Source organism: Algoriphagus lacus (assembly GCF_003583985.1).
In the GTDB taxonomy this organism is placed as follows: domain Bacteria; phylum Bacteroidota; class Bacteroidia; order Cytophagales; family Cyclobacteriaceae; genus Algoriphagus; species Algoriphagus lacus.
Genome location: NZ_QXML01000002.1, coordinates 148,189 through 163,377 on the forward strand (window position 1 = coordinate 148,189; position 15,189 = coordinate 163,377).

The following is a 15,189-nucleotide window of genomic DNA, read 5'->3' on the forward strand; positions in this document are numbered from 1 at the left end:
CATGTTACAAGATTCAAAAGATAAGCGCACCTATGATGCGATCGTGATCGGTTCGGGTGCATCCGGAGGCTGGGCAGCCAAGGAACTTTGCGAAAAAGGGCTAAAAACGCTAGTCCTTGAACGCGGGAGAATGGTCAGGCATATTGAAGATTACCCCACCGCCTCCAAAGCGCCCTGGGAGTTCGAATTTCGGGGTGTAGTTCCTATCGACAAGCGGTCAGGGATTGGTGCAGCTCAATGGAAAAGGGAAGAAACCATGCATTGGGCAATGGCAGAAGACGAGCAACCTTACATAGAAGAAAAACCATTCCGCTGGTTCCGAGGCTATCATGTCGGAGGTAAGTCTCTGCTTTGGGCACGGGGAACCCAGCGTTGGTCAGACTTTGATTGGGAAGGTCCGGCGCGGGATGGGTATGCCGTTGATTGGCCGATACGGTACAAGGACATGGAGCCTTGGTACACCTATGTGGAGACATTTGTGGGGTTTGCCGGTAGCCGGGATGGATTGGACGTGCTTCCTGATCAGGTGGTGCAGCCAGGTTTTGAATTAAGCTGCATTGAAACCTACTACAAACAGCAACTTAAAGAAATGTATGGGGACCGCCACCTGATACAGGGACGTTGTGCGCATTTGACAGATCCGCAGCAGATTCACAAGGATCAAGGCCGAAATAAGTGCCAAAACCAGAATATGTGTAACAGAGGCTGTGTGTATGGAGGGTATTTTTCCGCCAATGCATCGACATTGCCTTGGGCAGAAAAAACCGGCAACTTGACCCTGCGTCCTGATTCGGTAGTTGAATCCATCATTTACGATGAGCAACAAGGAAAAGCGACCGGAGTCAGGATCATCGATCGACATACCAAGGAAGCGATTGAGTTTTATGCAAAAATCATTTTTGTAAATGCTTCAACAATCAATTCCAATGCGATTTTGCTCAATTCCAAGTCCACTCGCTTTCCTAACGGACTTGGGAATGACAACGGACTGATGGGTAAATTCATCACTTGTCACAACTATCGAGGTAAAGGCTATGCGACTTTTGAAGGTTTTCTGGACAAATTCAATGACGGTAGAAATCCGGGACATGCCTATGTTCCAAGATTCCGGAATGTCTACAGTCAGGAAACAGATTTTCTCCGGGGATATGCGATTGGGATGTCAGGTAGCCGTCAATTGGATGGCAATGGTGAACTGATCGGAAATGCACTTCGTGACAAATTGCTCAATCCAAGCTATGGTCTTTGGGGAATGTCAGCCTGGATGCAGGGGGAGATGGTTCCCGATGAGTCCAACCATTTGCGACTTTCTTCAGATGAAAAAGACAAGTATGGAATTCCAAAAATCATCATGTCGGTGGAGTGGAAGGAGAATGACAACAAGATGACCGCAGACTTTGTCCAGCAGCAGTCCGAGATGTTCGAGCGAATGGGCTTCAAAAACATTAAAGTCGAAGACTCTGGAGCACCTCCAGGGTCAGATATTCATGAAATGGGTGGAGTACGAATGGGAAATGATCCAAAGACCTCCCTGCTCAACAAGTACAATCAGCTTCACCATTGCAAAAATGTGTTTGTCACCGATGGAGCCTGTATGACTAGCGGAAGTACACAAAACCCCACGCTGACCTTTATGACCTTGACTGCCCGGGCAGCAAATTATGCCGTAGAGGAGTTGAAAAAAATGAATTTATAGTCTACAGTCCATAGTCCACGGACCACAGCTGCTGGTTGATAGATTCAAGCATTTGGTTCCTAAATCAGCACAAAATCATAAACTTTAAGCGGATCGGCTGTAGACTGTCGTCTGTAGACCGTTGACAAAGAAAAATAACCTATGAAAAATTCCCTTGTCCTACTTCTCCTTGCTTTTGCTTGGATGATAACTCCTCAGGAAACTCATGCCCAGAAAAAAGGCGACCCGATGCTTAAGGTTCCGCTTGGGATTGCCTCCTATACCTTCCGGAATCAGTGGAAAAACGGAGTGCCTCAAACTCTCGACATCATCCAAAAAATGGGATTTACCGAATTTGAAGGCGGTGCTCCTCAGGGAGTAAGTCCCGAGCAATTCAAAGAAATGTGCCAGCAGCGGGGAATTGCGATTCCTTCCACAGGAACAGGTTTCGAGCAATTGGAGTCAGACCCACAAGCGGTGGCAGACCGGGCTAAGGCCCTAGGTGCCAAGTATGTGATGTGCGCCTGGATTCCTCACAAAAGAGGTGAATTCAGCAAGGCTGACGCCGACCGGGCGATCAAGGCATTCAACGAAGGAGGCAAAGTCCTGAAGGAGAATGGAATTACCTTTAAATATCACGTCCATGGGTATGAATTTCAGCCTTATGAAAAAGGGACTTTATTTGATTACCTGGTAGAAAATACCGATCCCAAGTTCGTTTCCTTGCAAATGGACGTGATGTGGACCCATTTTGGGGGTGGAGACCCTGCAGCCTTGTTAAAAAAGTACGGAAAGCGTTGGGTGTCACTTCACTTAAAGGATTTCAGAAAAGGTGCTCCCAAGGATATGACCGGACTCACCGGACCTGAAAATGATGTGCCGCTTGGAGAAGGTGAACTGGACTTCCCGGCAATTCTTCGCGAAGCCAATAAAATCGGCATCAAGCACATGTTTATCGAAGATGAAAGCGATCACGAGTTGGAGGCTTTGCCCAAGAGCATTGCCTATCTGAAGAGTTTGAAATATTGATGTTTTTAGCCGCAACTTTTCCAAAATTCGAAACTTTGGAAAAGTTGTCGCTTCCATCGAGTCGTATTTTTTCAACTTTCGATCGCTGATTTTTTATTTACTAAAATGTCTGATTTTCAGGTTCGAAAGCTCATTCGTTCCATTTCGACCTTATTGTATTCCTTGATTATTGGGATAAAATTTCTTTTTTCCATAAAAACCAAAGTGCGAACAAGCTGTTAACGAGATCAATCGATCTTTAAATGCGCTTATCTGTTTCCTTACTCATCTTTATACTTCAACTACCCTTTAGTGCTGTTTCTCTATTGGGTGCGATGTATTTAAAAGATGGAATAGAAATCAATAAGATCTGGCAACAGGAGATTGATTTACTGGAGGAATTGGAAGAAAAGGAGGAGGAGATAAAGATCGGATTCGAATGGATTGAATCTTTCCATCTTTCCAGAATCGGAAATGGCTTTGAAGTTGCCTTAGGTTTTACCGAACTATTTTTTCCCTTGGGAGGTAATTTATTAGCCGAAATCCCCCCTGAAGCTTAGTTTTTTCCAGTCGAGGGACTCCCTTTTGACTTTCAACTTATGATTCTTTTGCTCAAATCGAGCTTGAAAGATCTTTTCTTATTCTTTAAAATTATTATCCAACTACCATGACTAGTTCAAAATACCTATGCTTCCTAGTGGGAGTATTCTTTCTATTTTCTTTTGAAACACAAGCGCAGCAATTGAGTCCCGAAGTGATTCAGTTTCTTAAAGTAAAACCCAATCAATACTTCGCGGATCGAGATAGTGCCTATGCAGATCCCTACTATGGATTGAAGAAGTTGATTTATGGCAACAGGAGATTTACTGACAATAAAAGTATCCGCCCCCGGCAGACGGATGCTGACTTGATCAACAATAAATCCGGCCAAGCTCCATTTGCGACCATTGTGGGATGTGCCGACAGCCGGGTGCCCAATGAGATCATCTTTGATCAAGGAGTGGGGGATTTGTTCATTACCCGGACAGCAGGTCAGGTAATGGCTGAGGCATCTTTTGGGACCATTGAGTTTTCGGTGGAGGCACTGAAGACCAAGCTGATCGTAGTGTTGGGACATGAATCCTGTGGTGCGGTAGACGCGGCGATCAAGCTCCCTGCAAATCCTCCAGGTCACATTGTGACGCTGATCAATTCCATCAAACCTGCAGCTTTGCGGGTTAAAGAAATGAATCTTCCGGAAAATCAAGTACTTTCTGCTGCGGTAAGAGAAAATGTGATCGAGCAAGTGAATATGCTGAGAGGCTTGGAGCCGGTACTCAGCAGAAGGTACCAAAGCGGCGAAGTGGTGATTGTAGGCGCTGTCTATGATATTAGCACAGGATATGTAAACTTTATAGAGGAGACGATCACCAGTCTGCCAAAGTATTCCAAATAAGGAGCTAAATCAGGAGCGGTAACCTATCAGGTTGCCGCTCATTCTGGAAAAGATGAAAAAATACCTATTAATTTGTTTGCTCTGGCTGACAGTTGGAGTAGCACAAGCCCAGTCCGTCATAGATGATGATCAGCTTGGGGCTTGGTACATGTACTTTTTTACAAAGAAGTTTAAGGGCAGTCAGTTTGGCATCCAAGGAGATTATCAGTTTCGAAACTGGAACATTGGAGGTGATCTTGAGCAGCTTCTCCTGAGAACAGGAGTAACCTATCAGCCTAAGAACACCAACGTTACCTTTACCTTGGGTTACGCCTTCATCGCTACGGGAGAATTTGGAGAAAGCGACCGTACCTCTGTGGAGCATCGGATCTATCAGGAGGCGCTTTTGCCCCAAAAGGTAGGCGGAAGGTTTTACCTGACTCATCGATTCCGGTATGAGCAGCGTTGGCTCGAAAACCAGGATTTTCGCACCAGATATCGGTATACTTTATTTATGAATGTTCCTTTGAATGGACAGGAACTCAAAAAGGGCGTAGTCTATTTGGCGCTTTATAATGAGATCTTTATCAACGGGCAAACCGATATCGGTGACGGCCGTACCGTGCAACTGTTTGACAGGAATCGTTTCTACACCGGATTAGGATATGGGTTACGGAATAATTTAAGAATGCAGCTGGGAGTGATGAACCAGACCACGGTGGCATATACAAAGCCGCAGCTTCAAGTCGGGGTTCACCATAACTTCTGAAAATACAAAAGCCGGGCGATCCCGGTTTTTTTGTGAGTTAATTTTCCGAAAGTTTGAAATTTTGGAAAAGTTTGAATTTCTTACTGCGTCTAAAAATGGTGCAGAGGCTCGGGAAGGCCTGCAATTACCTTCCCGGTTTCCTCTGACTTTTTACTAAACTGAATAAACCTACCTAATGAAAATAATTACTGGTACAAACGGCTGGATTATAGCCTTTGGCTGATTTTTTTAATGAATTGATTTTATCAAACCCATAATTAAAATTCCGGTGAACCGATTGATCCTTTACTTTCTGGTCTTTTTATCCTTGCCGGCTTTTTCCCAGGAAAAGGAAGACTTCAATATCCTTCTGATTCATGTGGATGATTTGGGCTCTACCGATTTGGGTGTGTTTGGAAGTGATTTTTATGATACTCCGAACCTTGACCGATTAGCTGCCGAAGGAATGCTTTTCACCCAATCCTATTCCGCAGCAGCGATTTGTTCCCCCTCCCGTGCTGCGCTTTTAACTGGGAAATACCCTGCGCGTACAGGAATAACGGACTGGATCCGTGCAAAATTCCAAGGAGGTTCAGGGATGGCTTTGCCTACCGATTTGGAAGAAAATGATGGTCAAAAGCTCCGCACACCCAAAAATCAGGGCTTCTTGCCTCTGGAAGAAGTGACCCTTGCGGAGCGCTTGAAGGAATATGGTTATACCAATCTTCACGTTGGAAAATGGCATTTGGGTGAAGAGGGAAATCATCCCGAAGACCAGGGATTTGATGTCAACATCGGGGGGAATGATCTGGGGCAGCCGCCTAGCTATTTTGATCCCTATTTGGCCAAAAATGCCTCGAAAGACTATGTATTGAAGAATGTGCCTCCCCGAAAAGAAGGTGAGTTTCTGACCGACCGGGAAGGGGACGAAATCGTGAATTTCATCCAAAACCAACAAGAAAGGTTTTTCATTCACTGGGCACCTTATGCAGTTCACACTCCGATCATGGGGCCGAGTGATTTGGTGGATAAGTACAAGGCAAAAACTCCCGGAATCCAAAAAAATCCCACCTATGCGGCCTTGGTGGAAAATCTGGATCAAAATGTTGGAAAGGTTTTGAAGGAGTTGGACCGATTGGGATTACGTGAAAATACCCTTATAATTTTTACTTCGGATAACGGGGGCCTCATCGGAAATCCCCAAAACCCAGTGACGATTAATCTGGGATTAAGGTCTTACAAAGGATATCCCTACGAAGGAGGAATCCGGATTCCGACCATCGTCAGATGGCCTTTTAAAGTTGCAGCTGGTGAAGTGTCCGCCACTCCAATCATGACAATGGACTGGATTCCGACGATTTTGGATTATCTGGGTGAGCCTGAACTGGAAGGTTTTGATGGTCAAAGTCTAAGGGCTGTCCTTGAAAACCCGGAAGAAGAAGTAGGGAGAGATCTGTTTTGGCATTTTCCTCACTACCGAACTCCTGATGTCGTTCCTTATTCCATTGTTAGGTCGGGGGATTACAAAATGATCCATTATTTTGACGGGTCGGAAGCCGAACTCTATGATCTTTCCAATGATCCCCTGGAAGAGAAAAATCTGGCCAAGCAGCTTCCTTTTATCGCTTCTCAGCTGAAAACCAAATTGGAAAACTGGTGGAAGGAGACCGATGCGAGATTGCCGGAAGTGAAGTGATAAGTATGCAATGGTAGCCGCCCTTTTTGAATTTTGAGCTTTTCCAAAGTTTACCGTTATTTCTCCCCATGTCCCATCCTGTCCTTCTCGATCATCTCGAAAGTTTTATCCCGTTAAATCAGGGTGAAAAAGCTCTGGTTGAGGATCGATTTGAATTCAGATTGGTGAAGCGGAGGGAGAAAATTTTATCGGCAGGGGAGGTTTGCAGGAAATATACCTTTGTGGTCAAAGGCTGCTTTCGGATGTTCGGGGTCGATGACAAAGGCTTTGAACACAATATTCAGTTTGCCGCAGAGAATGACTGGATCGCCGATATTGGAAGTTTTTATACCCAAAAATCCAGTCAGTTAAACATTGAGGCGTTGGAAGCTTCCGAAGTACTTCAGATTCAACAACAGGATTTATTCTTTTTGTTTACCCATGTTTCCAAGCTCAACCGGATTTTTAAAGTCATGATCGATCACAAATACATTGAGCTTCAAAATCGGGTGCTTCAAAATTTCAGTTCAACAGCACAGCAACGGTATTTGGCTTTTTTGGAACAGTATCCACAACTTTTTCATCGCCTTCCCAATATTCAGATTGCTTCCTATCTCGGCATCACTCCGGAATTTTTGAGTAAAATCCGCAAAAACCTCCAGTCCAAGGGTTGATTTCTTAATCTAGGTTAAGGGTTAGGGCCAGGAATCTTCAGGAATTTTGTACCTTCTTTTACATCAAAAATCAAATGTTATGAAAATCCTTTGCACACTTTGCCTTCTTCTAGGCATCAGCACTTTTGGACAAGCCCAATCTCCCATCGACGAAATGCTCAAAGACTGGGAACGCGCCAAGGTTTACACCAAAGAATACCTCGACGCCATGCCAGCTGAAGGCTATGCCCTCAAACCAACCCCGGAAATGCGTTCTTTCGCACAGCAAATGCTTCACCTGACCGATGGAAATTATGGTTTTGCATCCGCTGCTACCGGTGTTGCCAGTCCCGTGGGAATGGGGGAATCCGAAAAAGCCACAGATCAATCCAAGGAAAACGTGACCAAACTCGTGATGGCAGGCTATGATTTTGTCATTAACAGCATCAAAACCATGAACCCTGCCCAACTGAATGAGGCGACTAAGCTCTTTGGCCGGTTTGACATGAGCAAAGGAAAGGCTTTGGAGAAGTGTTTTGAACATCAGACTCACCACAGAGGGCAGACGACAGTTTACATCCGTTTGGCGGGAGCTACACCTCCGCAGGAAAAGTTGTTTTAATTCCAATACCCTGCTTTCAACCCATGAATAAGTTGAAACTGACAATATTGAGCCTGTGCTCCATGATCTATGGAGTGCAGGCTCAAACCATTTTTTTTGAAGGTAAGGAATTTGATATCTCCCATGTGAAAGCCTCGGTAGTTCAACTGAATGGCGAGGAAGTATTAAGGGTGGAGCGGGATTTGGAATCCCTCGCCTTTGATCCAAATAAAATGGGTGAGACTGTAGATGAACCCACTTTTGTCAAATTGAAAGGAGTGAATCTGGAAAATGGCACCGTGGAAGTGAAGGTCCTCAGCCGATTACTCCCCACAGCTCCAGCATTGGCCAGGGGATTTATTGGACTCGCTTTTCGGGTCAACGCTGACAATTCCGCCTTTGAATCCATTTACCTCCGGCCCACCAATGGAAGGGCAGATGACCAGTTTAGGAGAAATCACACTATCCAATATTTCGCTTATCCGGAATACAAATTCGACCGACTCCGGGCGGAATCCAAGGGGGAATATGAAACTTATGCAGACATCGGGTTGGACGAATGGATTACCGTACGAATCGAATTCATGGATAAATCAGCTACGCTTTATCTCAACGATCAAAAAGCTCCTGCCTTTCTGGTTAAAGAAATGCTGGGTTCCACCACTTCAGGCTCCATAGGCCTTTGGGTGGATATCGGAACCGAGGGATTTTTTAAAGAGCTAAAGATCATTCATGAAGGAACAACTAATTAATATGGTAAAAAACACCTAACTGGTAATTCAATTTCGAAAAGTCTTTTTGCGAGGTTTTATGGTAATTAATTATAAATTAATTACTTAAATCCACCAGCGCTATGAAAAACCTTCTCTTCACTGTAAGTTTTCTGATCATAGCATTTTCTTCCATTGCCCAAAAACAACGAATTTTTTTCTCCTCCTTCACTCCTGATGCCTTTGATATTTACTTGTCAAAAGATCAGGGAAAGACTTTTTCAAAATTCACGGATCACCCGGCTTTGGATTATGATGCTGTCATTTCTCCGGACGGAAAGTGGGTAGTTTTTACTTCTGAACGAAGCGGTATTCCTCAGCTATACATTCAACCCATAGATGGGACATCCGATCCTCGGTTATTGTTGAAGAGTGATTCATTCCAAGATCAGGCTGTTTTCTCTTTGGATGGAAAATTTATTGCCTTTGTGGGCTCTCATGAAGGGAATGCTGAAATCTACCACATCCCTTTTCAGCCGGATTCTCTTTTGGATGTTTCTAAAGCCATCAATTTGACCAATCATCCCGGAGGAGATTTTCGTCCATCTTATTCTCCTGACGGGCAATGGGTAGCTTTTTCTTCCGACAGGGATTATAAAGTCAAGCCTGATGAGCAGAATCCCTTTTCCATGCAGAGAACAGGTGAAATCTATAAGATAAAAGCGGATGGTTCAGACCTGACCCGATTGACAAATTCCGATACCTGGGACGGTAGTCCCAAATGGTCCGAAGATGGAAGTGAAATCTATTTTTATTCTCTTCGCCATGGTAAAACACCCGGAATTGCCACCATGAAGGCGGATGGCAAGGATCAGAAAGTTTTAACTGATAGTTCTTACATGGCTATTTCCCCCCATTGGTTGGGACAAAATCGATATGCATTTTCTTCCCTCAACAGGGAAAAAGACAGGGTCTATCTTTTGGAATTCAATAGCCAAACCAATGAAATCGACACGCTTAACTCAGGCATAGAGGATTTTTTTAATGTCAGCACTGGGCCAGGGAATCTGATGGTAGCACATGGCGCACCTACAGCCAAAGAAACAGAAATAAATCGTGGAGGATTTCCCGGTCAGTTGTTGGCAGCAGGGACTCCCTGGCAAAGTAGAGTTGACTCAACAGATGTCACGATTTTTGGGGTGAGAAGAGCTTTTGCTGCTCCTCCAGATCCAAAAGGAAGTTTTTTGGTATTCGATCATTATGAGAATCCGGATAATCCGACGGAGTTGATCGGTAAGTTCGCCTCGGGATTTTTTTACTTGGGCACTTTTTTGATTCTCCTGGTTTTAGGTATTGCTATTGCTCTCCTTAGTTTTTCCATCTCGAGGAGAAAAGTAGTTCCTTTCTGGAAGAATCTGCTTTTTGGAGTTTCTGTCCTCCTCTCTTTGGTAGTGGTAGTGGCAGTTTTCTTCAGTTTGTTCGTGATGAATCTTCCGGCATATGATCAATTGCCGATCCTCATGGGAGTTCTATTCCTCGTTTTTTTAGGTCTGGGATTTTTGATTTCCAGAAAAGCTAAAAATCTTAAAGAAAGACAATTGCCGATTTCAGGCTCCTGGAGAATTGTGTCTATTTCAGGTTTTGCACTCGCCGTTCTTTGCGCTGTTTTTGGGCTTTTTTCAAATAGATTCCTTCTCCTGTCTGGTGATTTGGTTCGGGTAAATTATGAGAACATGGATTCTGAAATCATCGGGAAGATTGAAGCAGATCCGACCAATCACCCAGCTTATTCTTCTCCAATCGACATGAAATACCTTCCGGATGGATCGGGGCTGGTGATGACTCGGGGTACATTCAGAGGGGCTCCGGGGATGAAAGGCTCGGTTTGGCTTTGGGATTTTATCGAACAAGAGCCCTCAAGAAAAACTCAATCAAACTTTAACGACGGCTTTGGGGATTTTTCAGAGGATAATAAAACCATGGTTTTCAGAAGTGATCGGGATGGCTCGCATGACATTTTTGTCCAGGAAGGTGAGCAAATTCTAAATCTGACCCAAAGTCCCGATCGTGAGACTTTTCCTGCAATATCCCGGGATGGAAGAAAAATTATCTTTTCCTCCGACGCACATGGTTTGGATGTAGGGGAAGGGATAAAGACCATGGATTTGTATCTATCCGAAAAATCCCAATCAGGGGAATGGTCAAGTCCACGGCAATTGACATTCAGTGAAGGTCAGGATGCACACGCCCATTTTTCTCCTGATGGGGAATGGATCATCTATACCACCGAGGAGTTTGGGATCAACGATGAGCAACCCTTGGTTCAAAGTTTCCTGTTTTCACCTCAGATGTATGGGGAAATTGTAGCTATGCGGATCAGTGATGGGAAGAAAGTCAAACTGACGCATAATAAATGGGAGGAAGGAGCTCCGCTTTGGGTACCAGCATTGCCAAATTAATTCAACACACCAGCTTAAACCCATAGCCCCGCACATTCAGAATCTGAATGGCGGGATCATCCTGAAGTTTTTTACGGAGCTTGGTGATGAATACGTCCATGCTGCGGGCATTGAAAAAGTCATCCGAACCCCAGATTTGGTTCAGAATCAGCGTTCGGTCTGTAATGTCGTTTGCATTTTCCAAAAGCATTTGGAGCAGTTGACTTTCCCGGGCTGTCAGTGGAGTTTCGGTTTTTGCAAATTTGAGTAGTTGGCGAGTAGGGTGAAATTCATACTTCCCCAATGTGATCCAATCACTTTGACTTTGGCGAACCCGGATTTTATCCAGATGAGCTTTAATCCGCACGATGAGTTCCTCCATGCTGAAGGGTTTGCGCACGTAGTCGTTTGCCCCGAGTCCAAAGCCCTTGACCACGTCTTCTGTTTGGCTTTTGGAAGTCAGGAAAATGATCGGGGTATGGGGATCGATTTTTCGGATTTCAGCGGCTAGGGAAAATCCGTCCTTCTTTGGCATCATCACATCGAGGACCAGTACATCGGGCTTTTGAGATTGGTAGCTTTCCCAGGCTTTTTGTCCATCGGAACACAGTCGCACTTTGAAATCCCGGCTTTCCAGACTTTCCTGAATGATCATGCCCAAAGCCACTTCATCTTCAGCGAGTATCACATTGATTTTGCTCATGGCCAGTAGGTGATAAAGGTGGTAGACTGCTTTCCGGTTTCCAATTCGATCTTTCCTTCGTGCTTTTCCAGGATTTTTTTGACGTAGTAGAGGCCAATTCCAAAGCCTTTCACATCATGAACATCACCTTTTGGGATTCGATAGAATTGCTCAAAGACCCGATCTTTTTGCTCCGATGGGATTGTTCCGCCATTGTCGTGGATGCGGATTTTGTTCATTCCGTTTTGATCAAGGCAAATTCGGATTTCATTTCCACCATACTTTATCGCATTGTCAATCAGATTGGATAAAGCATTTTCAAAATGGAAGGAATCAGCGAAAATGGGTTTGCAGTGGGCCGGCAAGATCAAGTCGATGTGCTTTTCCGGTGCCAACGTTTGAAATTTCTGGACCAGCAGGCGCAAAAGTACCTCAGGTTCGATTTGCTCCTTTTTAAGCACCAACTGATCAGAATCCAAGGTGGCAGTCTCCAGTAGCTTTTCCACCATTTGGTTCAGTTTGAGCATTTGGTTTTTAGAAATCCCAAGGTATCTGCTGGTTTTTGCAGGGTCATTTTCTGGATTAAACTGCTGAATTCCCTCGATGGCAGAAAGTGTAGTGGCGATCGGAGTTTTGAACTCGTGGGTGATGTTGGCGATCAAGTCCTGCTTGATCTCGGCGATTTCCTTTTGGTTTTTGATGGTTTGGTAAAGGAAATAGAAAGCGTAGGCGATGATTCCTATAAATGTCAAGGACATTCCGATTTCGATGACTCCACGCTTCAGGAGAGTCAGGGTGGTGTTTTCAAAATACAATTCCAAACTCTGCCCCGGTGGCAAAAAAGTGGACCGTGAAACGGTGAATTGCATTTCTGGTTTTGAAGCCTTGGATTTTTCCGAGGACTGAGGAGCTTCACCTAATTGTGGCAAACTTCTGTTGACTTGAAGGAGTTTGTAATTAATTTCAATTCTTTTTCGTCTAAGTTCTTCCTGAAGCAAACTGTCGATTTGGTTAAGATCCAATGAATCCCGAGTAATGGAGATGATAATTTTGTTGGTCAAAAACTTCATCTGTTCGAGGCTGTCGGCGGCTGATCTCCCTAGAAAAATGCCCAGATTGTTTGCTTGATCTCTTCCGATCCTGGGAGAAGAATTCATACGAATAATGGTATGCATAGAATCTTCAGATACATTTTTCCATAAAATGGAATCCAATTCCACGTTTTCTCTTTGTGCCTCAGAAAGGGATCGGAAAACCAAATCGCTTTTTCCTACCCGATCTAGAAATTCTTTGGGGAAAGTGATTGAGTCATAGGAATTTTGAATCGGTGGGGTACCTGGACTCCTCATTTCTGAGTTGGCAGACCTTTGAACACTGATTCTAGTTAAGTTTTGGGAAGGGCTAGTATCACTGTCAATTTCTCTGAAAGGACTTCCGGGGATTAGCTCGTCGGTCAGGGTGATTACATCAGTCTTTGCACGCTCTGCAAAGTAGGTTTCCACAGCATTATCTAGACTTTGCTGGATGTCGACGAGGAGTTGGGTTTTGAGAATATGGACTTGGGTATACATTCGCCAAGCCTGGACCCCAATGCTTACCAGTAGAGTAAATCCGATCAAAAATCCTATTCGCTTGAATTGCAGCTTTTTCACGAGGCTAAATTAGGAGCTTATGGAAAAGCGAAAAAATGAGGTTAACACACGTTAACAGTGCTTAACGCTTTTCCTTTTTCACTTTGGGTTGGTTTGTATTCATCAATTTTCCAAATCAGTAAATCCAAAGCTGTTATGAAAACAAAAATTCTAATACTACTTATTTTTTTGATGGTTGGGTTTAATTCTAGTTTCTCCCAGCAACTTACTGGCAGGGCTTATTACCAAGCCTCCAATCAGATCATGATCAGGATAGACAGCGCTGATATGAGTCCTGAGGAAATTGCAGAAGCCCATGAAATCATGAAGAAACCTTGGCAAAGGGAATTTGTCCTGACATTTTCCCAGACTGAGTCCAATTGGAAACAGTCCGAAACTTTAGCTGGAGACACCGATCCATCCGATTTCGATGGAATGACCATTAGCCTTTCTGGAAGTGGAAATGAAATCCTTTATAAAAACCTCGTAGATCAAAGCTATGTGCAGGAGCAGGAGTTTATGGGCAAGGAATTTTTGATCCAAGATGATTTAGAATCACTAGCGTGGGAGTTGGTTGAGGAGACCAAAAAGATCGGTGAATTCACAGTACGAAAGGCTGTTTTTACCCAAATAATAGATTCTAAGGGATTTTCTGCAGAGATGGTTGAAATGGAAAATGTCAAGGATTCCATTCAGATTATTGCCTGGTATACTTCGGAAATCCCGGTGGCCCACGGGCCGGAAAATTATTTTGGATTGCCGGGTTTGATCTTGGAAGTACACAATGGAGGGAGGGCCTACCATTGTGAGAAAATCGAACTCAATCCCTCCGGTACTCCTGTCGAGATCCAGATTCCAAGTCAAGGAAAAGTCTTAAGCAGCAAAGAGTTTGATGCGATGCAAAAAGAAAGCATCAAACAATTGGAAAATCGCTATCAAGGAAAACCTGGAGAAAATGAGAAAAGAATCCGGGTAGGAGGTTAACACACGTTAACAGTGCTTAACGCTTTGGTTTGATTCCTTTTTATTGGTTTGTACCGAAAACAAAACGCAACTTCAACTAGAAATAAAAATCAACACTATGAATGCCAAATTTCTAATACTTGTCCCTCTCTTTTTTCTGAGTGTGACTATTCCTCAGGCTCTTGGCCAAGGTCTGACAGGAAGAGCCTACTACAAATCCTCCAGTTCGATCCAACTTCAAATGGATTCCACCCAAATGGCTCCTGAACAGATGGCCGAAATTCAGGCCCAACTCAAGAAGCAAATGGAACGTGACTACATCCTTTCTTTTACCCAGACGGAATCCAACTGGAAGCAGGCGGAAAGTCTCGGCGGGGGGCCAGCTACAGCTTCTTCAGGTGGGATGACGATGGTAATCAATACAGGAAGTCAGGACAGGGTATTGTATAAAAACCTGGCAGACCAGACCTTCCAGCGTGAAGAAGACATGATGGGAAAGGAGTTTCTGGTGAAGGATGACCTAGAAACACCCGAGTGGGAACTTACCGGCGAATCCAAAAAAATCGGAAACTATACCGCCCAGAAAGCAACCTACACTCGAATCGTCGATTCGCAAAGGTTTTCCACCGGGATGACCGAAATGGAAAACGTCAAAGACACTATCCGTGTCACTGCTTGGTTTACTCCCGAAATTCCTGTTTCCCACGGTCCGGAAAATTATTTTGGACTACCCGGATTGATTCTTGAAGTTCAAAACCAAGGAAGAACACTCATCTGTGAAAAAATCGAACTGAATCCTTCCTCCGAACCAGTGATAATCGAGCAACCAAAAAGAGGCAAGGTGGTCAATCGGGAGGAGTTTCGCGCTGTCCAGGAAGAAAGCATGAAGCAGATGATGAATCAATACCAAGGCAAACCAGGCTCCGGCAATCAATTTACCATTCGAATTGGAAATTGACAGGACTAGACCTGACAAGTTTTAAAAATCTGG

General features: G+C 44.3%; 14 protein-coding genes. 12 read left to right on the forward strand and 2 right to left on the reverse strand.

All coding sequences use genetic code 11. The annotated features are described in order from the left end of the window. Position 1: 1 nt before the first annotated feature. The 10 genes from D0X99_RS04840 (at position 2) to D0X99_RS04885 (ending at position 10,943) form a co-directional block, all read left to right on the forward strand. A complete protein-coding gene (locus tag D0X99_RS04840) occupies positions 2-1,696 on the forward strand; it encodes a GMC oxidoreductase (protein WP_119476527.1) in 1,695 nt (564 codons plus the stop codon). A 141-nt stretch (positions 1,697-1,837) separates the two neighbouring features. Continuing rightward, positions 1,838-2,704 (forward strand): sugar phosphate isomerase/epimerase family protein, encoded by an 867-nt coding sequence (locus tag D0X99_RS04845; RefSeq protein ID WP_119476528.1) that lies wholly within the window; start codon positions 1,838-1,840, stop codon positions 2,702-2,704. A gap of 242 nt (positions 2,705-2,946) precedes the next feature. Next, on the forward strand, positions 2,947-3,243 hold the full coding sequence (locus D0X99_RS04850) for a hypothetical protein (RefSeq protein WP_147392187.1): 297 nt from the start codon (positions 2,947-2,949) through the stop codon (positions 3,241-3,243). A gap of 107 nt (positions 3,244-3,350) precedes the next feature. Then, positions 3,351-4,118, forward strand: coding sequence for a carbonic anhydrase (locus tag D0X99_RS04855; RefSeq protein WP_199708009.1), 768 nt, complete (start codon positions 3,351-3,353; stop codon positions 4,116-4,118). 52 nt (positions 4,119-4,170) lie between these two features. Further along, complete coding sequence (locus D0X99_RS04860; RefSeq protein ID WP_119476530.1) at positions 4,171-4,866, forward strand: DUF2490 domain-containing protein; 696 nt, start codon at positions 4,171-4,173, stop codon at positions 4,864-4,866. Between the two features lie 268 nt (positions 4,867-5,134). Next, positions 5,135-6,541 (forward strand): sulfatase, encoded by a 1,407-nt coding sequence (locus D0X99_RS04865; protein ID WP_233553654.1) that lies wholly within the window; start codon positions 5,135-5,137, stop codon positions 6,539-6,541. A 68-nt stretch (positions 6,542-6,609) separates the two neighbouring features. Further along, on the forward strand, positions 6,610-7,194 hold the full coding sequence (locus D0X99_RS04870; protein WP_119476532.1) for a Crp/Fnr family transcriptional regulator: 585 nt from the start codon (positions 6,610-6,612) through the stop codon (positions 7,192-7,194). A gap of 79 nt (positions 7,195-7,273) precedes the next feature. Beyond that, positions 7,274-7,795, forward strand: coding sequence for a DinB family protein (locus D0X99_RS04875; RefSeq protein ID WP_119476533.1), 522 nt, complete (start codon positions 7,274-7,276; stop codon positions 7,793-7,795). A 23-nt stretch (positions 7,796-7,818) separates the two neighbouring features. Next, the gene (locus D0X99_RS04880) at positions 7,819-8,526 is read left to right on the forward strand and encodes a hypothetical protein (RefSeq protein WP_199708012.1); all 708 of its coding nucleotides are present in this window, start codon (positions 7,819-7,821) and stop codon (positions 8,524-8,526) included. 101 nt (positions 8,527-8,627) lie between these two features. Further along, complete coding sequence (locus D0X99_RS04885; protein ID WP_119476534.1) at positions 8,628-10,943, forward strand: TolB family protein; 2,316 nt, start codon at positions 8,628-8,630, stop codon at positions 10,941-10,943. A 1-nt stretch (position 10,944) separates the two neighbouring features. Here D0X99_RS04885 and D0X99_RS04890 read toward each other — a convergent pair whose 3' ends face one another. Continuing rightward, entirely contained in the window at positions 10,945-11,625 is a 681-nt protein-coding gene (locus D0X99_RS04890) for a response regulator transcription factor (RefSeq protein WP_119476535.1), read from the reverse strand. Then, entirely contained in the window at positions 11,622-13,256 is a 1,635-nt protein-coding gene (locus D0X99_RS04895) for a sensor histidine kinase (protein WP_119476536.1), read from the reverse strand. Before D0X99_RS04895 ends, D0X99_RS04890 begins: the two co-directional genes overlap by 4 nt. A gap of 135 nt (positions 13,257-13,391) precedes the next feature. On the opposite strand from D0X99_RS04895, the gene D0X99_RS04900 reads away from it, so the two are divergent. Both D0X99_RS04900 and D0X99_RS04905 read left to right on the forward strand, forming a co-directional pair. Next, entirely contained in the window at positions 13,392-14,219 is an 828-nt protein-coding gene (locus tag D0X99_RS04900) for a GLPGLI family protein (RefSeq protein WP_119476537.1), read from the forward strand. Between the two features lie 97 nt (positions 14,220-14,316). Further along, positions 14,317-15,156: a GLPGLI family protein gene (locus D0X99_RS04905; protein WP_119476952.1), complete on the forward strand. Its 840-nt coding sequence runs from the start codon at positions 14,317-14,319 to the stop codon at positions 15,154-15,156. Positions 15,157-15,189 lie beyond the last annotated feature (33 nt).